The 22,014-nt window shown below is 66.1% G+C and carries 15 protein-coding genes and 1 tRNA gene; 12 read left to right on the top strand and 4 right to left on the bottom strand.

The window, feature by feature from the left end; all coding sequences use genetic code 11:
* The coding region (locus OEX18_08675) for a hypothetical protein (GenBank protein MDH4337333.1) at positions 1-315 on the top strand (315 nt) is incomplete at its 5' end.
* A 127-nt stretch (positions 316-442) separates the two neighbouring features.
* On the opposite strand, the gene OEX18_08670 is transcribed toward OEX18_08675, so the two are convergent.
* Together OEX18_08670 and OEX18_08665 are read right to left on the bottom strand one after the other, a co-directional pair.
* Positions 443-1,036: a multiheme c-type cytochrome gene (locus tag OEX18_08670; protein ID MDH4337332.1), complete on the bottom strand. Its 594-nt coding sequence runs from the start codon at positions 1,034-1,036 to the stop codon at positions 443-445.
* A 96-nt stretch (positions 1,037-1,132) separates the two neighbouring features.
* Positions 1,133-3,229 (bottom strand): cytochrome b/b6 domain-containing protein, encoded by a 2,097-nt coding sequence (locus OEX18_08665; protein MDH4337331.1) that lies wholly within the window; start codon positions 3,227-3,229, stop codon positions 1,133-1,135.
* Positions 3,230-3,397: 168 nt separating this feature from the next.
* Here OEX18_08665 and OEX18_08660 point away from each other — a divergent pair, with 168 nt between their 5' ends.
* The 7 genes from OEX18_08660 to OEX18_08630 all read left to right on the top strand — a co-directional run bounded on the left by OEX18_08660 (position 3,398) and on the right by OEX18_08630 (position 10,214).
* Positions 3,398-3,829 carry a Rieske (2Fe-2S) protein gene (locus tag OEX18_08660; protein MDH4337330.1) on the top strand — a complete coding sequence of 144 codons (432 nt, stop codon included), beginning with the start codon at positions 3,398-3,400 and terminating at the stop codon, positions 3,827-3,829.
* A gap of 2 nt (positions 3,830-3,831) precedes the next feature.
* On the top strand, positions 3,832-4,938 hold the full coding sequence (locus OEX18_08655; protein MDH4337329.1) for a cytochrome b N-terminal domain-containing protein: 1,107 nt from the start codon (positions 3,832-3,834) through the stop codon (positions 4,936-4,938).
* Positions 4,935-6,221 carry a cytochrome c3 family protein gene (locus OEX18_08650; GenBank protein ID MDH4337328.1) on the top strand — a complete coding sequence of 429 codons (1,287 nt, stop codon included), beginning with the start codon at positions 4,935-4,937 and terminating at the stop codon, positions 6,219-6,221. Before OEX18_08655 ends, OEX18_08650 begins: the two co-directional genes overlap by 4 nt.
* Positions 6,222-6,363: 142 nt before the next feature.
* Complete coding sequence (locus OEX18_08645) at positions 6,364-7,311, top strand: hypothetical protein (GenBank protein MDH4337327.1); 948 nt, start codon at positions 6,364-6,366, stop codon at positions 7,309-7,311.
* 16 nt (positions 7,312-7,327) lie between these two features.
* Positions 7,328-8,911 (top strand): hypothetical protein, encoded by a 1,584-nt coding sequence (locus OEX18_08640; GenBank protein ID MDH4337326.1) that lies wholly within the window; start codon positions 7,328-7,330, stop codon positions 8,909-8,911.
* A 56-nt stretch (positions 8,912-8,967) separates the two neighbouring features.
* Positions 8,968-9,984, top strand: a complete 1,017-nt coding sequence (locus tag OEX18_08635; GenBank protein MDH4337325.1) for a hypothetical protein — start codon at positions 8,968-8,970, stop codon at positions 9,982-9,984.
* 154 nt (positions 9,985-10,138) lie between these two features.
* Positions 10,139-10,214, top strand: a tRNA-Phe gene (locus tag OEX18_08630).
* A 20-nt stretch (positions 10,215-10,234) separates the two neighbouring features.
* On the opposite strand, the gene OEX18_08625 is transcribed toward OEX18_08630, so the two are convergent.
* A complete protein-coding gene (locus tag OEX18_08625; GenBank protein ID MDH4337324.1) occupies positions 10,235-12,076 on the bottom strand; it encodes a PA14 domain-containing protein in 1,842 nt (613 codons plus the stop codon).
* On the bottom strand, positions 12,073-16,095 hold the full coding sequence (locus tag OEX18_08620; protein MDH4337323.1) for a PKD domain-containing protein: 4,023 nt from the start codon (positions 16,093-16,095) through the stop codon (positions 12,073-12,075). The genes OEX18_08625 and OEX18_08620 overlap by 4 nt, the downstream gene beginning before the upstream one ends.
* Before the next feature lie 296 nt (positions 16,096-16,391).
* Between OEX18_08620 and OEX18_08615 the strand changes: the two genes are divergently transcribed.
* The 4 genes from OEX18_08615 to OEX18_08600 all read left to right on the top strand — a co-directional run bounded on the left by OEX18_08615 (position 16,392) and on the right by OEX18_08600 (position 22,007).
* Complete coding sequence (locus OEX18_08615; GenBank protein MDH4337322.1) at positions 16,392-17,339, top strand: hypothetical protein; 948 nt, start codon at positions 16,392-16,394, stop codon at positions 17,337-17,339.
* The gene (locus OEX18_08610) at positions 17,336-18,427 is read left to right on the top strand and encodes a dipeptide epimerase (protein MDH4337321.1); all 1,092 of its coding nucleotides are present in this window, start codon (positions 17,336-17,338) and stop codon (positions 18,425-18,427) included. The genes OEX18_08615 and OEX18_08610 overlap by 4 nt, the downstream gene beginning before the upstream one ends.
* Positions 18,428-18,598: 171 nt before the next feature.
* Positions 18,599-19,345: an ATP-binding cassette domain-containing protein gene (locus OEX18_08605; GenBank protein MDH4337320.1), complete on the top strand. Its 747-nt coding sequence runs from the start codon at positions 18,599-18,601 to the stop codon at positions 19,343-19,345.
* 1 nt (position 19,346) lies between these two features.
* On the top strand, positions 19,347-22,007 hold the full coding sequence (locus OEX18_08600) for a Gldg family protein (protein MDH4337319.1): 2,661 nt from the start codon (positions 19,347-19,349) through the stop codon (positions 22,005-22,007).
* The last annotated feature ends 7 nt before the right edge of the window (positions 22,008-22,014 follow it).

Raw genomic sequence — 22,014 nt, 5'->3', positions numbered from 1 at the left:
CGCCACAGCACGGCGGCGCACAAGCGGGAGACGATTGCGTGGGCGAAGCGGCGGCAGGCGTCGATCGAAAAACTCGCGATTTTCCAGGTGTGGCGTAACTACATGAAGCGCCGGCGTGAGAAGGGGAACCGCGTCACCTCGGCGATGCTTCTGGGTGTGGCGAGCCGTCCGTGGCGGCTTCGTGATCTGCTGAAGGAGAGGTTGTTCTTTGAGAAGGCCAGGCTCTCGGAGCGATGGCAAGCGTACTATCGCCGGCACGTGGAGACCCGGGCGCTGCGGGTCAATCGGGCGCACGAACTGACGTACGCCTTCTGACGACCGCTCCGGGGCAGGATGGGGCGGCTGCGCTCCCCGCAGGGACAATTTTCCGGCCACAACGAAAGAAGGGCGGGTTCCGGAGAACCCGCCCTTCGCTGTGCTGCATTGAAGCGCCCGTGGTGCTCTACTTGGAGCCTCCGGCGGGAGCGCTGTACTTGGCCTTGCGGTCCGCGGGGATCGGATGCGCGATCTTCTCGACATACTTGTCGTAATCAAAGCCCTTGAATGTCGGGCTCTTGTCGTTGTGACAGGTAACGCACAGCTTATCGTCGGGCGTTACCATGCCCACGGAAGCGGCTTCGATGGCACCGGTCATCAGGCCTTCCATCGTGGCCTTCTTGATGTAGTCGCCGCCGGCGCCGTGGCACGATTCGCAACCGACGCCCTCGGTGGCGTCGTACTTCGGTCCCAGCATCTCCGCCGCGGCGCCATGACCGGTCACGTGGCAGCGCAGGCAGGTGTCGGACTTCTGCGGATCATCGATACTCAGCTTCTTGCCGATTTCCTTGGCCTCGTCGCTCGCCAGCGTTGCGAACGCTTTCGAGTGCTGACTGGCCTGCCACTTGGGGAACTGCTCGCCCTGCGCGGCCGTCTTGTGGCACGTCGAGCACTTGCTGGCGCCCACGAACTGGTGGTCCCCCGCGATAGCTGCGCTGGCGATCACGAACATCGCGCACGCGGCCATCACCCCGATCTTACCCGCTGAAGAATGTCTCATGTGCGTCTCCTTTCTCTCGCGGCACTACTTACCAAGAGTATACGCAATTCATTGCCAATTCCACATAGCCAAAAAATCGGGCCGCATCCGGCGTGTTCAGTTTTGCTGAGATTTTTCCTCCGACCCCGGTGCCGGGGACTGGATCGGGGCCTCTCCCTCCTGGGCGTACTGGCCGGCGTGGAACTCCTTCCACTCGCCGGCGGGCATGCGCCCGTCGATCCACGTCGTGCTCATGGGGTAGACGGCGGGCAGGAAGATCACGAAGAAGAAGTGCCAGATGGCAATGGCGGAGACGGCCAGAATCGCCTCGTAGAAGTGTATCGCCTCGGCGACACGTACGATCCACACCGGCGCCCAGCGCGTGGCCACGGTGGGGTACCACAGGATGAGTCCGGTGAGGGCCATGACCCAGGTGCCCCATACCACCGCCCAGTACTCGGCCTTCTGGGTGTAGTCGAAGGCACGAAACGCGGGGCGTGTGCGTCGCAGGCCGAGGTGGAAAGCCATGTTCTCGCCGGCCTGGCGCATGTCGTGGAAGCCGGGGACCATCTCGCGCAGCGACCAGCGGCCGCGCCGGGTGACCGTGAGCCACACGCCGTGGTAGATGGCAGTCACCGTCATGATGATCCCGAAGGCGCGATGCAGGTACGCGCGGATGATCTCGTGGCCGTCCAGTTGGATCAGCCTGGCCCACCACGATTCGGGGAAGCGCAGCGCGAAGCCGGTCACCGCCAGCCCGGTGAAACTCAGCAGGAGCACGATGTGCTGCAAGCGCTCCGCGCGCCGCCAGCGCTGGACCGCGGGCTCGCGGCGCACATGGCTCAAATGGCGCCGCAGTTCCCATCGCGCGATGACCGCGTTGTGGATCGCCATGCCGCCCAGCACCACCGCGATCAGCCACAGGTAGACGTAGCGCACCCATCCGTGCGGGCCGCGCGCCTCCAGCGCGCCCGCGTGGGTATAGCTCTGGGCGAAGCGATCGTTGGCGCCCTCGTGGCAGCGCGCGCAGGTGCCGGCCACGTTGGTGTCGTGGACGCTCGACGCCGGGTCGAGCGTGCTGCGAATCTCGTGCACGTTGTGGCAGTCGGTGCAGGTTGCCACCAGCGACGCGCCGCGCGATACCGCCCAGCCGTGGTAGCTGTCGAGGTAGGACTCCACCACGCCGCCGGCGATTCCGTATTTGGAGAGAATCTCGGGGTCGGTGTGGCAGGCCCCGCAGAGCTCCTTCGCGCGGTGTTCCGCGCTTACCTGGCCGTTGAGGTTGTGCGGTCCGCGAATGAGGTGCTCGCTGTGGCAGTCGTTGCACGTCGGTGCGTCCTCCACCCCCAGCGCCACCGCGCTGCCGTGGATGGAGTTCTCGTACTCCACGGCGATCTGGTCGTGGCACTGCCCGCAGGTCTCGGCTACGTTCTGCCGGTTGATGTGCGACCTCGGGTCGGTGGAGAGGCGCGAGTCATGCGCACCGTGGCAGCTGGTGCAGACCGCGGCGTGTTTGCCTTCCTGCCAGCCCTTGCCGTGGACCGATTCCAGGTAGCCTGGCACCACCACCGGCAGGCGGACATAGTCGGCCGTCACCGGCGGTTCCTTCGCGTGGCAGCCGCCGCACAGAAGGGGGACGTTGCGTTCGTTCACGGCTGACGTGGAGTCCGCCACCGCCAGCACGTGGTGGCTGCCGTGGCAGCTCGCACACGTCGCCGCCCCCCCGTTCTGCTTGCGGCCCGCGCGGTGCACACTGGTGGCGTACGCGGTGGCGGCATCCTCGTGGCAGTCGCCACACCCGTCGAGCGCCTCGTGTTCGGCCCTGCCGTGCTGGTGGATGGTGTGACAGGTGGTGCAGGTCATGTCGCGATCGTTCAGGACATCCTCATGCACGGATCCCTTGAAGGAAGCCATCGCGTCGTCGTGGCAGCCCGAACAGTCGACCGGAGTGTACTTCGTGTAGTGCGGGACGTCCTCGTAGTCGCCGGGCGTGCTGTGGCAGTCGGTGCAGTCCATGTCGCTATGGATGCTCGCCTGGAAGCGCGCCGCCACGATCCCCACCGGGTGGCCGCGATCCGACAGCATGGAGGCGTCGTCGTGGCAGTCCAGGCAGGTGTCGTTGGTGACCTGGGCGAGAGCGACGGCCGGGACCAGTGCGGCCGGGCCGGCAAGGAGGATACAGAGGCAGCCGATGGCGAAGTGGCGCAGTGTCATGGAAGTGAGCCTCACGTTGAAAGCGCGGCCGGAGCTGTCACGCGGCTCGGATACCTGGAAAAATCCTACGCCCGCGCCCGGGGCATGTCAATGGGAGGGTTTGAGTTACATAGCTTTGCATAGCTTTTTTCCCTTTTCAGTTGACGCTTCATCCTGTAAAACCCATGCATGGCCCTGACACGCCGGGACTTCACGAAACTTCTGCTGGGTGGTGGGCTGCTCGGATGGTTGGGCAGCGCTCTCTATCCTGTCATCTCCTACCTCAAGCCGCCGAAGGTCCCGGAGGCGAACGTGCAGTCGGTGAAGGCCGGCCTTGCCTCCGCGTTCGCCGTCAACACGGCGCAGATCGTCAAATTCGGCCGCAAGCCCGTGATCCTGGTGCGCAGCGAGTCGGGGGAGTTCCGCGCCTTCAGCGCCACCTGCACCCACCTCGATTGTATCGTGCAGTACCGCGGTGATCTCAAGCAGATCTGGTGCGCATGCCACAACGGGCTCTACGATCTTCACGGCCGTAACGTATCCGGCCCGCCGCCGCGGCCGCTCGACGAGTACGCGGTCAACGTGGTCAGCGACGAGATTCTCGTCTCGAGGATGGCCTGAGCATGACGCCCGAATTCGGCACCGGCAAGTCCAGTGGCACCGCGGCAAGGGTGTTCGCCTGGGTCGACGAGCGCTTCCACATATCGCCCCTGCTCGATTACATGCGCCACAAGCAGGTGCCGGTGCACCGCGACACCTTGTGGTACTACATGGGTGGCGTGTCGTTGTTTCTCTTCATGGTGCAGGTTGCGTCCGGCATTCTGCTGGTCCTGTACTACAAGCCGGATGAGGCCAGCGCGTTCGAGAGCGTGCGCTTCATCAGTACCAAGGTGTCGTTCGGCTGGCTGATTCGTTCTGTGCACAGCTGGTCGGCCAACTTGATGGTGTTCTTTGTCTTTGTGCACATGTTCAGCACCTTCTTCACCCGCGCGTACAAGAAGCCGCGCGAGCTCACCTGGATGACCGGTTTCGTGATGTTGGTGCTGGTGATGGGCTTCGGCTTCACCGGGTACCTGCTGCCCTGGAACGAACTGGCGTTCTTTGCCACCAAGGTGGGAACCGACATCGCGGGGGCGGTGCCGCTGATCGGCAACGCCACCAAGATCCTGCTGCGCGGTGGTGAGGACGTTACCGGCGCCACGCTGACGCGCTTCTACGCCATCCACATCGCGCTGCTCCCGGCCATCTTCACCGCCATCCTCGGCATCCACCTTCTGTTCGTGCAGCGGCAGGGCATGCACGAGCCGGAAAGCGTGCAGAAGCTGCCGCCCGAGCGCAGGAAGATGATGCCGTTCTTTCCCAACTTCCTCCTGCGCGACACGCTGCTGTGGCTGATGGTGCTCAACATGCTGTTGTTCCTGGCGGTGTTCTTTCCGTGGGAGCTGGGCGAGAAGGCGGATCCGTTCGCGTCGGCGCCGCAGGGAATCCGCCCGGAGTGGTATTTCATGTTCATGTTCCAGACCCTCAAGCTCCTCCCGGGCCACGTGTGGTTCATGGAGGGCGAGGTGCTGGGCATCATGGCGTTCATGGTGATGGGGCTCGCGTGGATGCTGGTTCCGTTCTGGGAGATGAAGCGGCGCCCCGACGGGCGCGCGCGCCCGATCACAATCATTGGCGTGGTGGGAATCATTTATATGGTCGTGCTGACCATCTGGGGCTACCTGGTATGAGAAACCGGCTTCGATTCGCATGGGTGGCGCTGGCGCTGTGCGCCGCTACGATGGCCGTGACGCCCGCCGCGCGCGCCGACGAAGACGAGGAGCGCGCCGCCGGACGTGAATCCGCTGCCGTCGACCACTGCGTCGCCTGCCACACCGAGGAAGACTTGCTGCCGGAGGGTCATCTGGCGGCGGACGTGCACATGAAGCCGGGGCTCTCCTGTGCCGGCTGCCACGGCGGCGATCCGGCGTCGGACGACGAGGAGATCGCCATGTCCCCGGCGGCGGGCTTCCGCGGGGTGCCGTCCAAGAAGGACATCCCCGCGTTCTGCGGCCGCTGTCATTCGGACATCGGCTTCATGCGCGCCTATCAGCCGCGCATTCCCACCGACCAGGTCGGCCAGTACTTTACCAGTGTGCACGGACAGCGCCTCAAGGAAGGTGACAAGAAAGTTGCCGATTGCACGAGTTGCCACTCGTCGCACGGCATTTTGCCAGCCAGCGACACGCGATCCACCGTGCACGCGCTGAATGTCCCCGCCACCTGCGGCCACTGCCACGGCGACGCCGACTACATGGCGTCGTACGGCATACCCACCGATCAGCTGTCGAAATTCGCCGGCAGTGTGCACGGGGTGGCGTTGCTCGAGAACCAGGACACCGGAGCGCCGGCGTGCAACGACTGCCACGGCAACCACGGCGCCACGCCACCCGGGATCTCTTCCATCGGCCAGGTGTGCGGGCACTGCCACGTCAACAACATGCAGTACTTCACCGACTCGGCCATGGGGCGGGCCTTCGTGGAGGAGGGCTACCACGGTTGTGAGGAATGTCACGGCAACCACGCTGTGGACAAGACGTCGGACACGATGGTGGGAACGGGGGAGGGCTCTGTGTGTCTCGACTGTCACGCGGACGGGGACACCGGTTTCGAGGCCGCGGGCGCCATCCACAGCGAACTGACGCAACTCGACGCGCTCTACGGAGACGCCCTCGCCGCGCAGGAGAACGTGCAACGCATCGGCATGGATGACGTGGAGATTGCGTTCATGCTCCAGGAGGCGCACCAGAGTCTCATTCAGGCACGAACGCTGGTTCACACCTTCGACCCGGAACGCGTGAAGACGAAGACCGATGAGGGCGTGGAGAAGGCGAAGGGCGCGCTCGATGCTGCCGCCGAACAGGTGAAGGATCATCAGGTGCGCCGCCGCGGGTTCGGGCTGGCGACGCTGTTTACCACCGTGCTCGCGCTTGCGCTGTTCCTGTGGATCCGGCAGATGGAGGCGAATGCATAGGCAGGGGCCGAGGGATGATCAAATCGCATGTGTATATGCGGAATAAAGATTTTCTTGTTGAGTCTATGCAAAACTGTGCGCGGTGCACGTCTTTGTGTTGACGCTGGTATTCTCTTCGCTAAGAGTGCGTGTAGGAATTCACATGGGACGCTTTGCTAATACGACTCTTCTCGCTGTCTCGGCCGGTCTGGGCCTGGCCGCGCTCCTGATTTTCTCCGCAACCGTCGGCTCTTCCGAGCCCCCGGCCATCGCCAACGACGTCTGCCTGGACTGCCACGACCTCGCGGCCGGGGCCATGAAGGGCACCGCGCATGACCCCGTCGAGGGCAACGCGGTGGCATGCGTCGACTGCCACGCCGGCCCCGCGCTGGTGATGCACCTCGAAGACCCCGACACCTACAAGCCGGTGAAGCCGTCTGCGCTGCCGGCGGACTCGCTCACCGCGGTGTGCACGGCGTGCCACGAGAACGCGCACCAGCTCAATCTCTACGAGCGCGATCCGCACCGCGATGCCGACATGTCGTGCAGCGGCTGCCACCAGGTGCATGGCAACCAGCACGCTTCTCTGTTGAAGAGCGAAGAGAACACGCTGTGTCTGGACTGTCATGCCTCCGCGCGCGCGGGTTTCGCAATGCCCACCCACCACCCGGTGGAGGAGGGCGTCATTGCGTGCCGCGACTGCCACATCGAAGTCGCGCAGAGCGTCAAGCAGCACACGCCGGGCGGACCCGGCGAGACCTGCGTCAAGTGTCACGGCAGTTTCCAGGGACCGTTCCCCTACGAGCACGAGCCTGCGGTCAATTATTCGGTCAATGACGGCGGGTGCCTGAACTGTCACAACCCGCACGGCTCCACGTTCCCGAGTCTGCTGACGCAGAGCTACGAATCGCCGCACTTCTCACTGTGCTCGCAGTGCCATTCGGTGCCGTTGCACCAGAACAGCGTGCAGCACGGGACGCAGTGGTCCGGGGTCCCGTGTGGGGACTGTCACGTGGACGTCCACGGATCCTACGTGAACCGTAATCTTCTTGATCCGTCGCTCGAAACCCAGGGGTGCTTCCTGGGCGGGGGCGGCTGCCATCAGTTCTAGGGTGGTGGAGAGTACGATGCGCCGATTGATCATAGCCATCACGCTGCTCGCGGTCACCGCATCGGCTGCGGCCGCTGCCGATCCCGATTCGCACTGGGACGGGCGCGTGCGACTGGGTGGCATCTACCTGGACCAGACCGGCGACGAATCCACCATGCCGGAGACGTACAATATCTACGACGGATTCACCGTGTCATCGATCTATCTGAAGGGGCGCACCAACCCGCGCACCAATCTTCTGCTCGACCTCACCAACATCAACCAGGACAACCGGCGGGGTGTGTTCGATTTTCGCCGTACGGGCACCCTGCACTTCCTGTCGCGCTACAATGAGAGCCGCTGGGTCTTCGACCCGACCGCTTCGGTGGACGCGTCACGGGCGAACTGGTGGAACACGCTCTCGTGGACGCCCTCCATGTCGCTGTGGTTCTCGGCCGATTACAACCTGCAGACGCGGGACGGCAACCGCATCGGCATGTTCCCGGGCTACGAGGGCTGGCTGGGGACCGAGTACGATTCCAAACTGCACCGCTACCGCATCGAGGCGGAGGGACGGATGCAGAGCGGCATCGGCGGTACGCTGGCCTACGACGGCGTCATGCAGCGCGACAACCTCAACGCCGACCGCGAGCGCGATGGCTACCTGGTGTCCGCCAACGTCCACGTTCCGGGCGTCTATGTGAGGAACCTCACCCACGTGGTGCGGGGGGCGATCGGGCGCAACGAGGACACCGATTCCGGCCTCGGCTTCGACCTGATGAACGTCCAGTACACGGGGATCCTGCAGGCCTACCGGTGGCTGGGACTTCGCTACCGCTTCTACGGCAGCACGGTGGACGACGAAGCCAGCCGGCTGCAGACCGACAACTTCCACAACGACATCGACGCCACCATGCGCTACCGCATCGGGGTGCTCATGCTGGGCTACGGCTGGGAAGCGCTGGATGACGAGCGCGCGGTGACCACCATCAACAAGTTCCGCGGCGCGCTTTCGCTGCGCGATCCGCAGAACCGCGTCTCCGGGCGCATTGCGTACGATTCGCGCGACAAGGACGACCAGGAAGCCACCACGCTGATGCGCGACAGCCAGTCCGAGCGCTGGGACGTGCGCGTGGATGGCAATCCGATGCAGCCACTCTCGCTGGGTGCGCGCTTCTCGGATCGCTCGCGCGACCTTACCGACCTCGGCACCACCGCGGACGGGATCGCGTTTACCGCGTACGGCGCGTGGCGGGAACTGCCCGGCACGGAGATGATCGCCGTGACCGAGGTTGGCGTGGAATACACGTACGCGGACGACGAATGGACCAACCTGTACGCCGGCCAGCACATCATCACCAACGTGGTGACCGGTCGCGTCGGTCTCACCATGTGGGAGGCCCTGGACCTCACCGGGTCGTTCACCTACATGTCGGCGTCGGAAGATCTGGACCTGGACAAGTCGATCATTTCGGTGGGAGCCGGCTACCGCTTCGGGGGCGGTTTCCTGGCCGACGTAAAGTACAACGTTTATAACTACGACGACTACCTGATCCTCAGCCGCTACTACACGGCGAACGTGGTCTGGTTCAACGTCGGGTACGAGTTTTCGACGGATTGAGCCGTCGAATTAAAGGGGCCGGAAATCCGGTCGTGTTCGCCAGGGAGGAATCCACGATGAAAACCATGCATCTTCTGTTGTGTATCGCGATCGCGGCGACGTTTTTCGCGTGCGATCGCAACACCACGTATACCCAGGAAGTCGCCGGGCCGGTGCCCTGCGAGCAGTGCCACGACGACAGCAACCTTATTACCGGAAAGCAAACCCAGTGGGCCGAGTCGCTGCACGGCACCGGCGAAGCCTATGCGAGGGGTACCAGCGCCAGTTGCGCGGCCTGCCACTCGGGCAACGGTTTCGCCAAGGCGGTTGCGGCGGGCCAGGCTCCGAACCAGGTGACCGAGGGTGATCCGGATCCGACGCGCCAGGACTGCCGCGCGTGCCATAAGATCCACGAATCCTACACGAAGGACGACCTTGCGCTCCGGACCACGAAGCCGGTCGCCTTCTACGCCATCGCCGGCGAGACCTTTAACGGCGGCGACGGCAACCTGTGCGTCAACTGCCACCAGCCGCGCCGCGACGCGCCGGTGGCGTCGGGCGGTGTCGTTACGGGTATCAGCGAGCACTGGGGCCCGCACCATGGGCCGCAGAGCGCCATGCTGATGGGTCTCGCCGGCGCCGGCGTCACGGGCACCGCACACGGTCATTATTCGGGCGTGACGGACACCTGTGTGCACTGCCACATGGGCGACGGCCTTGACCACCACTTCGAGCCCGCGGTCTCCACCTGCGCGGCCACGTGCCACCCGGGCGAGACGAACTTCGACATCGACGGCGTACAGACCGAGATCACGGCTCTGTCCGACCAGCTGGGTGACGAACTGCTGCGCCTCGGCCTGATCAACGAGAATTCGCCGGATGGGCATCCGACCGTGAGCTCGGCCCCCGAACTGCAGGCATACGCGTTGTGGAACTGGCTCTATGTCGCCCATGAGGACAAGAGTCTGGGTGTCCACAACTATGAGTATGCGAAGGCCATGCTCGAGTGGGGCATCGCGGCGATCGATACCATTCCGACCCCCTCGGCGCTTGCGAAGGTGCGGAAGAGCTCCGTCAACGGCGGTTCAAAGTAACTCGGAAGCAGTTCGAGCAATCTCGTGGATTCCCGCGCGAGGGGGCCCTGTGGCCCCCTCGCGTTTTTCTTGCCCGGGGCACGCTTGCAAATCCCCGTTGACGGCGGCCGGCCGTTCCCCTAGGATGTGATACCCCAGCGGTTTACGTTCCGGTGCGAAGGTAGCTCAGTTGGTAGAGCAAGGGACTGAAAATCCCTGTGTCGGCGGTTCAATTCCGTCCCTTCGCACCATTCTTCTCTTTCTGCGGAACTTACTTCAGAAGCACCATGCGGCGTGACGCGGTGAAGCCGCCCGCGCGCATCGTGCATACGTACACACCGGATGCGGCCGGTTCGCCACGCTGCGTGCGGCCATCCCACGACACGGCGTATGTTCCCGGTGCCTGCCCGGCGTCCACCAGCACGCGCACCAGGGCGCCGCGCACGTCGTACACCGCAAGGCGCACCGCAACCGGCACGCCGGCGGGACCGGCAATGCGGTAGGGAATCCGGGTGACGGGATTGAAGGGGTTGGGGTGATTGGGAAGCAACCGGGTCCCGGGGAGCGGTGTCGCGCCCGCACCGGTCACACCACCCATGCTCGAGCCGGTGAAGTCGTCCACGAAGTCGGTCATCGACAGGCCGCCCACCGGGCCCGGCGTTCCCAGGAAGTCGAAGTAGAGGCGCACCAGTTCGGCGGGGCCCGCGGGGGCCTCTGTGAAGGCGTCGAAGCCGCCCAGCAGCACCGCGCCGGGGCCCGCGCCGGCCGCGTCGACCGCGAACCAGCCGCCGGTGGCGAACGCCGCCTCGGCGCGCTGGAAGGAGAGTTCCGCGCCCGGGAACAACAGTCGCGCGCCGAAGGCGTCCAGCCCGGCCGCGTCCTGCACCGACACACTGATGCACAGGCGCTGGGTGCCGCCGTCGTCGACCACCGTCTGCAAGAGCCCGATCTGGTAGGGCGCACCCGCCGGGGGCGGGCTCGCCTGTGCGAAGCACGCCGCCGGCAGCAGCGTGGTTGCGCGCCGTTGCTCGATGGCCTGCGCGTCGGCGGGTGTCACCTGTCCGTCGCAGTTCACGTCCGCGGAGACCAGCTCGCACGCGTAGTTCTGGTAGTTGCAGCCGCCCGAGAGCGATTGTCCGGCGAGGAACACGTCAAAGGCACAGGCCACGTCGTCGGCGCCCAGCTGGCCGTTGCCGTTCACGTCGCCCACTCCCTGCGCGCACGCTGCCGCCAGCATGCGCCCGGCGGGGATGGTCTGCTTCTCCACTGTTGCCGACGACCACAGCAGGCGCGCCACCGCCTGCCCGCCCCGTTCGTAGAACTCCATGCGGACCGGCACCAGGCTTCCGGCCGTGAGCGCGATGGTCCCGCTGCGCTCGGTGACGGACTGGTCGACCCACGAGTTGATGACCTGCTGGTTGTTCACCCACAGGCGTACGCCATCGTCGGTCTGGGTGTAGAAGGTATAGGTCTCGGTGAAGTCGGGCTGCAGCCACCCCGTCCAACGGACGGAGAAGTTGTCGATCCCCATGGACGGATCGGGCGAGCCGTTGGCCCAGTCGAAGTTGACCACCGGATCGATGCGCGTCAGCAGTGTGCCGGTGAAATCGATGTTGTCGTAGTACTCGCCCAGCAGTCCCGCCGCCCCGGGCGCTACCGAAGCCACGAAGGTCGCGCCGCTCGTGTTCGCACCCGCGAGGTCGTCCACGAACGACGCCAGCGAAACGTTGCCGGAGCCGAGCACGTTGGTTCTTACTATGAAGACCGCTTCCAGCAGCACCCCGCTGCCGGTGGTGGCGGTGGTGTGGAAGCCGCCCACGTTCACCGTGCCGGGGGCCGCTTCCTGGCCGGTCACCGCGAACCAGCCGGCGGTGAGCGTGCCCGCCGTCGACACGGACTGGAAGGTGAGCAGGTTCGCCGGGTAGCTGAGCACGAAGCCGAACGCGTCCACCGGCGCGGCCGACGGATTGTTCAATTGAATGGGCACGCTGATGACCTGGTTGCTGGACCCGCCGGACGGCGCCGGAGAGACTTCCATCTGGGCGCGTAGCGGAGACGCCAGCGCGGCCAGTGCGATCACCATCGCGAACAGTTGCAGACGACGGTTCTTCATTTGAGCAACACCATCCGGCGCGACTCGCGGAAGTCGCCGGCTGTCAGCCGGTAGAAGTAGATGCCGGAGGTTACCTGGGTGCCGCGCGTGTCGCGCCCGTCCCAGGTGACCACGTGTGCGCCGGGGTCGCGCGCGCCGTCTTCCAGCACGCGCACCAGCTGCCCGCGCACGTCGTATACGGCGAGCCGCACCGCCACGCGCCCCGCGGACGCGGGGACGTCGTAGCGGATCGACGTCTGCGGGTTGAACGGGTTGGGGTGGTTCTGGTGCAACGCGTAGGCCGCGGGTCCCGGTGGCACGCCCCCGGCGGCGATAGGCACCGCACCCGCGAGGTCGTCCACCAAGTCCACCAGCCGGATGGCGCCGGCGTCGGCGTCCGGGTCCGTGCGCACCAGTCTCACGCGCATCATCTCAACGGTTCCACCCGCGTGGGTGCCGCGCGTATCAAAACCACCCGCGAAAACGGTCCCGTTGCTGCTCCACGCGCCGGCCATGAGCCAGTCGCGCGTGCCGGGCGCGGGAAGCAGCGCATCGAACGCGAATCCGGCCGGATACTCGACGCAGAAGCCGATGGCGTGCAGCGTGCGCGCATCCCGCACCACCAGTGCCACCTCCACCGTTCCCCCGCGGTCACGAATCTCCATGCCCACCTGCGGTGTGGCGCCGTCCGCGGCCACGGGCGCCAGCGTGCCCTGTCCCAGGCAGACTTCCAGCGGCAGGCCGCCCAGGAAGTGCTGGTAGACGGCCAGTGCATCCGCCGGCGTCACGGTGCCGTTGCAATCGGTGTCCGCCGCGGCCGCCTCGCAGTCGTAGTTGGCCACGTCGCAGCCGCCGGGCACCGTCTGGTCGTTGAGAAAGGTGTTGAACACGCACAGCGCATCGCCCGGCGTCAGCACGCCGTTGCCATCCATGTCGCCGACGCCGCTGCCACACTCGCGCGCCCACAGCCGTGACTGCGGGATCACCGCGATGGCCTGCGACGCGGACGACCACCGCAGCATGGCGGTGGCGCCGCCCGCGCTCTCGAAGTACTCCATGGTGATTTCGTACAGGCGGTCGGCCACCATCGGTACCACGGCGGTCCATTCGGTGGGGGACTGGGCGACCCACCGATCGATCACGAGGTTGCCGTCCACCCACAGCCGCACGCCATCGTCGGTGAAGGTGTGCAGCGTCATCGCCTCGGTGAAGGGTGCCTGTACCCAGCCCGTCCAGCGCGCGCTGAACGAATCCGCCGGGACGCTGGCGTCCGGTGAGCCGGTTCCCCACGCGAAGTCGATGGCCGGATCCACGCGCGTGAGCACCGGGTTGGAAAGGTTCGGGTCACCGAAGTACTCGGCGGTGACGCCGGGCGTTCCCACGAATACGTAGCGCTGCTTCTCCTCGAAGTACACGGCATCGTCGGCGGTGACGGTGAGACTCACCGTGTGCGGCCCCGGCACGGTGTACAGGTGCGACACGTTCTGCCCGGTGCCGGTGGCGCCGTCGCCGAAGCGCCACAGCCATCCGGTCGCGCCGGGCACGCTGGAGAGGTCGGTGAACTGCACCACGAGCGGATTGGTTCCGGTGCGCACATCCGCACTGAAGTCGGCGCGCGGAATCTCGTACACGCGCAGTTCGCCCGCGGAGATGAACGCGTCGCTCCCGCCCGGCGCGCCCACCAGACGGATCGCCGTTCCGGCCATGGCCTGGAAGGTAATGGTATAGATGTCGAAGTTCACCCCGTCGTCGCCGCGGTAGGGTGGCACCACCTGCCGGTAAACCACCGGCGTCCACACCCCGTGATCGAGCACTTCGACGTCCATTGATTCCCACCAGCCGCCCGCCGGCGAGTGGATGCCCTCCTGGAAGATCACGCCCGAGAAGTAGCGCTCGCCGGAAAACTGGTAGCCGATCCAGTCGCTGGCGCGCGGACCGCCGCCGGTGTCGGTGTCGTACTGCTGCAGCGGATCGCCGGAGCCGGCCAGCGGGAAGACGCCGTCGTGGATGACGCCGATGTCGGGGTTGCCGGCCCCGATGGGCGCGGTCACCAGCGCAATCGGGGTCCCCTCGCCGGTGATGTCGCTCTGGCCGGCGCGATTGAGCACGATATAGTGCGTCGTGCTGTCGATGAGTCCGCCCGCGTCGGTGACGCGCAACTGCGCGCGCAGAAAGTTCACCTCGTGCGGAAGCCCGTGCTCGACCACATCGAAAACGGCCATCCGGGTGTCGGCGGTGAAGAAGTTGGGATGGTCGTGAACGTTGTGGACCTGGGTGACCTCCCAGTGAAACAGCAGGGAGTCGGGATCAGTCTCGGCGTCGGTCGCGGTTCCAAACAGGAACACCTTTTCGCCCACCGAGAACGCGGCACCGTTGGGGGGAAACATGATCTGGCCGTCGGGCGGCGTGTTGCCCACCGAAATGGGAATCACACGCACGGAGGCAACCCCGAAGTCGTCGTGCACCGTCAGGCGTGCCTGGTAGTTCCCGTTCGCGGTGTAGATGTGGGATGTGGTGGCCAGCGGTGAGCCGGTGCTGTCACCGAAGTCCCACGCGAAGGTGATGGGGTCGCCGTCGGGGTCGAACGATGCGCTGGCATCGAACTGGACCAGGAGAGGTGCATAGCCCCAGCGCGGGGTTACGACTGCGCTGGTCACCGGCGGGTTGTTGGTGTCGCCGTCGACGTGGCGGATGCGCATCACCGTCGCGGTGAAAATATCGATGTAATAGATGTACTGGTCATTGGGGTTGTAGGCGATCTCCACAACGCCGCCCAGCGACGACCCGAAGTTGCTCTGCGACACGAACTGGTCAGCCGCATTGACGGTGAGCGCCTTGATCCACTGCCCGGTGTAGTCGCCGTAGTAGTACAACCCCTGGTACGCGGGTGGGTACTTGCTGCCCGGGTAGAAGGTGCCGCCGGTGGCCGTCGCGCCGGTGATACCGCTGGGAAACGAGTTGCTGGCGTTGCCGTGGTGCCACCAGGTGAGCGGGGGAGAGTGCGGCGACGGATTCTCAGGCGTGCCGATGGTGGAACAGTCGTGGTGCGCCGGGGAGGCCGCCTGGTAGCCGCCGTGGGGGTTGGGCCCTTCGTAGCACGGCCAGCCGAAGTTCTCGCCGCCGTGGGCGACGTTCAGCTCCTCGTACGCGTTCCAGCCCACGTCGCCGATGAACAGGGTGCCGGGGTTGCCGTCGGCCGGATCGCTGCTGCCGTTGTTGCGCACGCCGAAGCGGTACGGATTGCGCAGGCCGTAGGCCCACACGCGCGACTCCACCGAGGCCGGGTCGCCGTCGAAGAACGGGTTCGATGCCAACCCCAGGCCGGTGGCGGGATCGACGCGCAGAATCTTTCCCGACAGACTGCCGATCCACTGCGAGCGAAAGGCGCCGATGTCCTGGCTGTTGTCGAGCTTGCCGGTGCCGAAGCAGTCCGGGTACAGGCCGCCGGGATCGACCTCGCTGTAGCTGGCGCCGTCGCCGGCCGCGATGAGCAGCGTGCCGTCCGTGCCGAAGCGCAGCGCGCCGGGCGCGTGCGAGTAGTAGCAGGCGGGAATCGCGTTGCTGAACGACGCGCCCAGCAGTACAGTGCGCGTGGCGATGTCGGCGACATTCGGATCCGCCGCGCTCGCCTGGTAGCGCACCAGGCGCCCGGATATGTCGGTTCGCTGCGCGTCGCCGGCCTGGTTCCAGTCGAACGTATAAAGGAAGTACACGTAACCGTTGTTGAGAAAGTCCGGGTCGAGTGCGAGACCCAGCAACCCCCGGTCGTGGTTGTTGAGCACGTCCCACGACAGGTCGATGAACGGTTGGGGCCGCTTGACGCCGTTCTCCACGATCCACACCACGCCACCCTTCTCGCCCACGAACATGCGGCCGTCGCCGGCGAAGGCGAGGTCCACCGGCGTGTCGAAGGAGGCGCCGGGGACGGCGTCTTCCACGTAGAAGCCGGGCGGCACGGTCTGTGCACGGCCCGGGATGGGGACGGAAGCGAGGAGCAACAGCCCGGCGGCGAGGGTGGATGCAAAGGGATGTCGGATCATGGTAGGGAGCGCCGGCCTGCGCGGACGGGTGGTCACGGCAACCGGCGTGCCACGGCCGGATTCGTTGCAATTGCATGAGTTGGGCCCGGTGGCCGGGGTGTGCCTGGGTGATGGCCCCCGCCGCGAGGGGCGAAATAGCGCATAAGGACGCCACAATCGTGCCATGTCCGAGTGAGGGGCGTCTCGGCCGCTTTGGCGTTGCGCGTGCCGCGGGCCTGTCATACCATACCGCCCGGATGCGCCGCGGCCCGCTCGAGTTGGCGACGCCGCGGCCTTCTTATATATTGAAACGTCCCATGACCGACGAAAGAAACCAGACCCCACAACCCCGTCCCGGCATCGCCGACGTGCGTGTCATCCTGGAGGCGTGCCCGCCGCCGCTGGCGGACCGCGAGAAGGCCTATGCGGTGCTGCGCCAGAGCTTCGCCTGCTACAACTCGTTTCACGCGGTGAGCGTGCCCGACCTGCAGGACGAAGGGGAGTTTCAGCGTGAGCGTGAGCGGGTTCCCAACGACGAGTTTGCGCGCTGGCTGCGCGAACTCACCGAGAAACCCCTCTCGCTCTACAAGGTGGTCGTGTCCTGCTCCGCCGACGAATTGGAGCGCTGGCTCACGCGCGCCAGCAGTCTTGGCTGCAACGACATCTTCGTGGTGGGCGCGGATTCCAGCGAGAAGTCGCAGCGTCCGGCGGCGATGTCCATCGAGGAGGCCACCCGTATCGCCACCGCGCGCGGCTTCAATTGTGGCGGCATCATCATCCCCACGCGCCGCGCACAGTTCACGGCGCGTCCCGCCTCCGAGGACGAGATCGATCGCATCCTTCACAAGATCGACAGCAACGGCTTCAGCTTCTTCAGCACCCAGATCCTCTATGAAAGCGAATGGATGTGCTGCCTGATGCTGGACCTGGTGCGGCGCCTGCCGCGCGAGCGCCTGCCGCGCATCTTTCTCACCTTTTCTCCCTTCGTGGTGCCCGAGGACATCACCTTCGCGAAGAAAACCCTGGGCGTGTTCATCCCGCGCGACGTGGAGCGTATGCTCAAGGGTGCGCGCAGCATGCGCGAGGCCTCCATCTCCTGCCTCATCGGCGTGTGGGACCGGCTGAGTTCGTTCGCGACGCAGATCGGTTTCCCGTCGGACCGGCTGGGCGTGAACATCGAATACCTCGACTCGCGCAACCCGCGCTCGGTGGACGCGTCGTTCGAGCTCGCCGAGGAGTTCGGGCGCATCTTCCGCAAGTCTTGAGCGCCACCCGCGTCGTTTCCGTCGACGTGCAAACGGTCGACGTCCCCCTCACCGATCCCTTCGTGATCTCACGCGGTGCCCTCTCCGTGGCACAGAGCGCGTACCTGCGGGTCACCCTCGCCGATGGCACCGCCGGCTACGGTGAGGTGGCGCCGTTCGCGGCACTCACCGGCGAGACGCGCGACGGCAGCGCGGAGGCCGCCCGTGGCCTGGGTGCGGGCATCGTCGGCGAAGACGCCGCGCGCTGGGAGGCGGTGGGCTCGGCGCTGGCGGCGGCGTACCCGGAGCAGCCCGCGGCGCGGGCGGGCCTGGAGTGCGCGCTGGTGGACGCCGCCGCGCGCGCCCGCGGGGTGACACTCTACGATTTCCTGGGGGGGGCGGACGTGCGCGAACGCACCACCGACATCACCCTGCCCATCCTGTCCGAGGAGCGTATCGATGCGTTGGCCGCGTCGTGGTACGCCCGCGGCTTCCGCGTGTTCAAGCTCAAGGTGGGCAGCGATGCCGACGCCGACGTGCGCCGCGTGGAACGCCTGGCGCGGCGCTTCGCCGACGTGTCCTTCATCCTCGATGCCAACCAGGGCTTCGATGCCGCCCAGGCCGTTGAGATCGCTCTTGCCCTGGCGCCGCTGGCACCCCGCATCGCCATGATCGAACAGCCGGTGCCGCGTGACGACCTGGACGCGATGGCTGCGGTGCGGGCCGCGAGCCCGCTGGCCATCGCCGCGGACGAGTCGGTTTTCAGCCTGGCCGACGCGGAGCGGGTGATCGCCGCCGGGGCCGCGGATATCGTCAACCTCAAGATCATGAAGTCGGGTTTCACGCAGACCCTGGCTATCGCGCGGGCCGTGCGCGGGGCCGGGCTGCGGCTCATGATCGGCGGGATGATGGAGACCCGGCTGGCGATGGCATTCTCGTACGCGCTCGTGCTGGGGGTTGGCGGCATCGAGTTCCTGGACCTCGACACCCCTCTGTTGCTGGCGTCCGACCCCCTCGCAGGGGGATTTTCCTACCGCGGACCGGTGCTGTCGCTGTGGCGGGCGCCGGGGGTGGGGATGGCTCCGAAAGCGGTGTTCCCGGCGTCTTAGCGGCTTTCCACAAAAGGGGTTGCGCTCCCGCCCGGGGGGACGCTAGCATACCCCCGTCGTTCCCCGAGGCCATCCTGAGATCCGCGCCGATGCGTGCGAACTTCCCGGGGTGGCCCTTGTATAAGCATACCGTTCCCAGTCTATATCGGACCTTTTTCGAGGAGCATCGCCATGGCGGAAACGGCGCGTCGCACCATGATCGAGGCCACGGGGCTGTCCAAGTTCTATGGCCCCTTCGTGGCCATCAAGGACGTCTCGTTCTCGATCCCCGAGGGACAGATCGTCTCTTTTCTGGGGCCGAATGGGGCGGGCAAGTCCACCACGATGAAGATCATCTCCGGCTACCTGGGGGCCACGGCGGGCACCGCCCGGGTGGCCGGCTTCGACATGACCGTCGAGCGGCTGCAGGGGGCCCGCCACCTGGGGTACCTGCCGGAAAACGGGCCGCTCTACAACGACATGACCCCCATCGAGTTGCTCACCTTCTTTGGGCAGGCCCGTGAACTCGCCCCGGACCGGCTGCTGGAACGCATCGCCGTGGTCAGCGAGCAATGCGCGCTGGCCGAGGTGCTGGAGAAGCCCATCGGCAAGCTTTCGCGCGGGTACCGGCAGCGTGTCGGGCTGGCGCAGGCACTGTTGCACGACCCGGCCGTGCTCATCATGGACGAACCCACCGCGGGTCTCGATCCCAACCAGATCCACGACTTCCGCGAGAACATCCGCGTGCTGGGGCGGACCAAGACGGTGCTCATCTCGACGCACATCCTGCAGGAGGTGGAGGCGGTGGCGAACCGGGTGATCCTGATCAATGAAGGCAAGATCGTCTTCGATGGCGCGCCGGCGGCGTTGCGCGAAGGCGGATCTCTGGAGGAGACGTTCTACCGGCTGACCGGCAAGGGCGCGGGGAGGTCGCGCTGACATGAAGCGCATCAACTGGAATGTGGTTCGTGCGATCGTGCGGCGCGATCTGCGCCTGTATTTCAGCAATCCGACGGGGTACGTGTTCATCACGCTCTTCATCTTCCTGAGCGCGGCGGCCGCCTTCTGGCAGGACCGTTTCTTCCTGAACAACCTTGCGAACCTGTCGCAGCTGAACGCGGTCTTTCCGTACCTGCTGCTCTTCTTCGTGCCCGCCATCACCATGGGGGTGTGGTCCGAGGAGCGCAAGCAGGGGACCGAGGAACTCCTGCTCACGCTTCCCGCCACCGATCTGGAGGTGGTGCTGGGCAAGTACTTCTCCACCGTGGGGGTATACGCCGCCGCGGTGCTGCTCTCGCTGAGCAACCTCTTCGTCCTGTTCTGGCTGGGCCGCCCCGACCTGGGGCTGATGCTGGGCAACTACCTCGGCTACTGGCTGGCCGGCGCGGCCTTCATTGCCGTGGGCATGCTGGCATCGCTGCTGAGCGCCAACGTCACCGTTGCGTTCATCCTGGGCGCGGTATTCTGTTCGTTGCTCGTCTATGCCGAGCCCATCCTGGGCGTGTTCGGTTCCGCGTCCGGCGACCTGGGCGCCCGCTTTGCCGTGTGGGAGCCCTTCGGAGACTTCGCGCGCGGCGTGGTGAGTCTCTCCGGCATCCTGTACTTCGCGGGGATCGCGGCGGTCATGCTGTATCTGAACGTGGCCCTGGTGGGGAAACGGCACTGGCCGCCCACCGCCGACGGGCACCGCATGAGTTTCCACTACGCGCTGCGCACGGTGGCACTGGCGCTGGCACTGGTGAGTGTGGCCGTCATGCTGTCGCGCGCCGGCGCGCGCCTGGACGTCACCGCCGAGCGGCTCCACTCGCTGTCCGGCGAGAGCAAGCGCCTCATCCGCGAGATTCCCGAAGACCGGCCCGTGTTCGTGCAGGCCTTCATCTCAAAGGATGTTCCGCGCGCCTACGTGCAGACCCGCGAGAACCTGCTGGGCTTCCTGCGCGAGTTCGACGCGGTGGGCGGCAACCGGGTGCACGTGGTGGTCCACGACACCGAGCTCTACTCCGACGATGCGCGCGATGCGCGCGACAAGTTCGGCATCTATCCGGTCGACGTCCCCGAACTGGCCGGTTCGCAGGCCAACGTGAGCAAGGTGTTCATGGGGGTTGCGTTCACCTGCGGTGCCGCCGAGGACGTCATCACTTTCTTCGACCGGGGCCTTCCCACCGAATACGAAATCGCGCGCAGCATCCGCGTGGTGGCGCGCGCGCAGCGCAAGACCATCGGCGTGGTCAACACCCAGGTGCGTCTGTTCGGCGGGCTGGACTTCAACACCTTCCAGACCTCGCCGCCGTGGCCGGTGGTGGCGGAGCTTCAGAAGCAGTACGACGTGCTGCAGATCGACCCCAAGGATCCCATCGCCGAGCCGGTGGACGCGCTGGTGGTGGTGATGCCGTCATCGCTGTCGCAGGAGGAGATGCAGAACCTGGAGCAGAGCATCGCCGGCGGCATCCCGGCCCTGCTCATCGACGATCCGGTGCCGGTGTTCGACGTGGGTCTCTCGCCCTCCGAGGAGAGCGGGGCCAACGTGAATCCGTTCATGCGCAACCGCGGGCCGCAGCCCAAACCCAAGGGCGGGATCAACTCGTTCCTGAGCGCGTTCGGCGTGCTGTGGAACAAGCAGCAGATCGTGTGGGACCGCTATAACCCGCACCCCGATCTCTCCAGCCTGCCGCCCGAGGTGATCTTCATCGGGCCCGGCAACGGGAGTGCCGAGTCGCTCAACGAAACCGACCCGGCCACCATGGGGTTGCAGGAGCTGGTGTTCCTGTTCGCCGGTTCCATATCGCCCACGTCGGATTCGCGTTTCAACCTCGAGCCGCTGGTCAAGACCAGCGTGGCATCGGGCACCACCGACTACGGCCAGGTGGTCCACAAGAGCTTCCTCGGCATCGGGCTGGTGCAGTACCCGGGCCCGCGCTACGCGACGCCGGCCGATTACGTGGTTGCGGCGCGGGTGAGCGGGCAGTCGGTCGTGGAGGGGGACACCACGAGCGCCAACCTGATCTTCGTCGCCGATGTCGACTTCATCTCCGACCAGTTCTTTGAGATCCGGCGGCGCGGCTACGAAAACCTCGACTTCGACAACGTATCGTTCTTTCTCAACTGCATCGACGTGCTCGCGGGCGACGACTCGTTCATCGAACTGCGCCGCCGCCGCGTGCAGCACCGCACGCTCACCACGGTGGAGGCGCGCACGCGCGCCTACGCCGAACAGCGCGCGCAGGAAGAACAGCAGGCACAGATGGATGCCCAGACGGCGCTCATGGAGGCGCAGCAGCGGCTCGACCAGCGCGTGGCCGAGGTGCAGGAGCGTTCCGACCTGGACGCCACCACCAAGCAGATCATGGCGCGCAACCTCCAGGAGTCGGAGACACGGCGCTTCGAGGCCGAGCGCACCACGATCGAAGCGGAGCGCGACCTGCGCGTCGAGCGCAGCAAGGAGGACATGGAGTCGCAGGTGCGGCGCATCCAGAGCGGCATCAAGACGCTGGCCGGATTGCTGCCGCCGATTCCCGTGTTCCTGCTGGGCATCGCGATTTTTGTGCGCCGCCGGCGCCGCGAGAACGAAGGGGCCGCGGCGTCGCGACGGTTGCGCGGATAGGATGGAG

The sequence above is a fragment of the Candidatus Krumholzibacteriia bacterium genome (genome assembly GCA_029865265.1).
Classification (GTDB): Bacteria; Krumholzibacteriota; Krumholzibacteriia; order WVZY01; family JAKEHA01; genus JAKEHA01.
The sequence above is the reverse complement of the archived record's forward strand: the minus strand, read 5'-3'. Positions and strand labels throughout refer to the sequence as shown.

What these genes read in the sequence shown, in the direction of transcription:
- OEX18_08655 (MDH4337329.1), top strand. Translation starts at nt 3,832, where the DNA reads ATGACGCCCGAATTCGGCACCGGCAAGTCCAGTGGCACCGCGGCAAGG.
- OEX18_08625 (MDH4337324.1), bottom strand. Translation starts at nt 12,076, where the DNA reads ATGAAGAACCGTCGTCTGCAACTGTTCGCGATGGTGATCGCACTGGCC.
- OEX18_08645 (MDH4337327.1), top strand. Translation starts at nt 6,364, where the DNA reads ATGGGACGCTTTGCTAATACGACTCTTCTCGCTGTCTCGGCCGGTCTG.
- OEX18_08640 (MDH4337326.1), top strand. Translation starts at nt 7,328, where the DNA reads ATGCGCCGATTGATCATAGCCATCACGCTGCTCGCGGTCACCGCATCG.
- OEX18_08650 (MDH4337328.1), top strand. Translation starts at nt 4,935, where the DNA reads ATGAGAAACCGGCTTCGATTCGCATGGGTGGCGCTGGCGCTGTGCGCC.
- OEX18_08605 (MDH4337320.1), top strand. Translation starts at nt 18,599, where the DNA reads ATGGCGGAAACGGCGCGTCGCACCATGATCGAGGCCACGGGGCTGTCC.
- OEX18_08660 (MDH4337330.1), top strand. Translation starts at nt 3,398, where the DNA reads ATGGCCCTGACACGCCGGGACTTCACGAAACTTCTGCTGGGTGGTGGG.
- OEX18_08620 (MDH4337323.1), bottom strand. Translation starts at nt 16,095, where the DNA reads ATGATCCGACATCCCTTTGCATCCACCCTCGCCGCCGGGCTGTTGCTC.
- OEX18_08600 (MDH4337319.1), top strand. Translation starts at nt 19,347, where the DNA reads ATGAAGCGCATCAACTGGAATGTGGTTCGTGCGATCGTGCGGCGCGAT.
- OEX18_08615 (MDH4337322.1), top strand. Translation starts at nt 16,392, where the DNA reads ATGACCGACGAAAGAAACCAGACCCCACAACCCCGTCCCGGCATCGCC.
- OEX18_08665 (MDH4337331.1), bottom strand. Translation starts at nt 3,229, where the DNA reads ATGACACTGCGCCACTTCGCCATCGGCTGCCTCTGTATCCTCCTTGCC.
- OEX18_08635 (MDH4337325.1), top strand. Translation starts at nt 8,968, where the DNA reads ATGAAAACCATGCATCTTCTGTTGTGTATCGCGATCGCGGCGACGTTT.
- OEX18_08670 (MDH4337332.1), bottom strand. Translation starts at nt 1,036, where the DNA reads ATGAGACATTCTTCAGCGGGTAAGATCGGGGTGATGGCCGCGTGCGCG.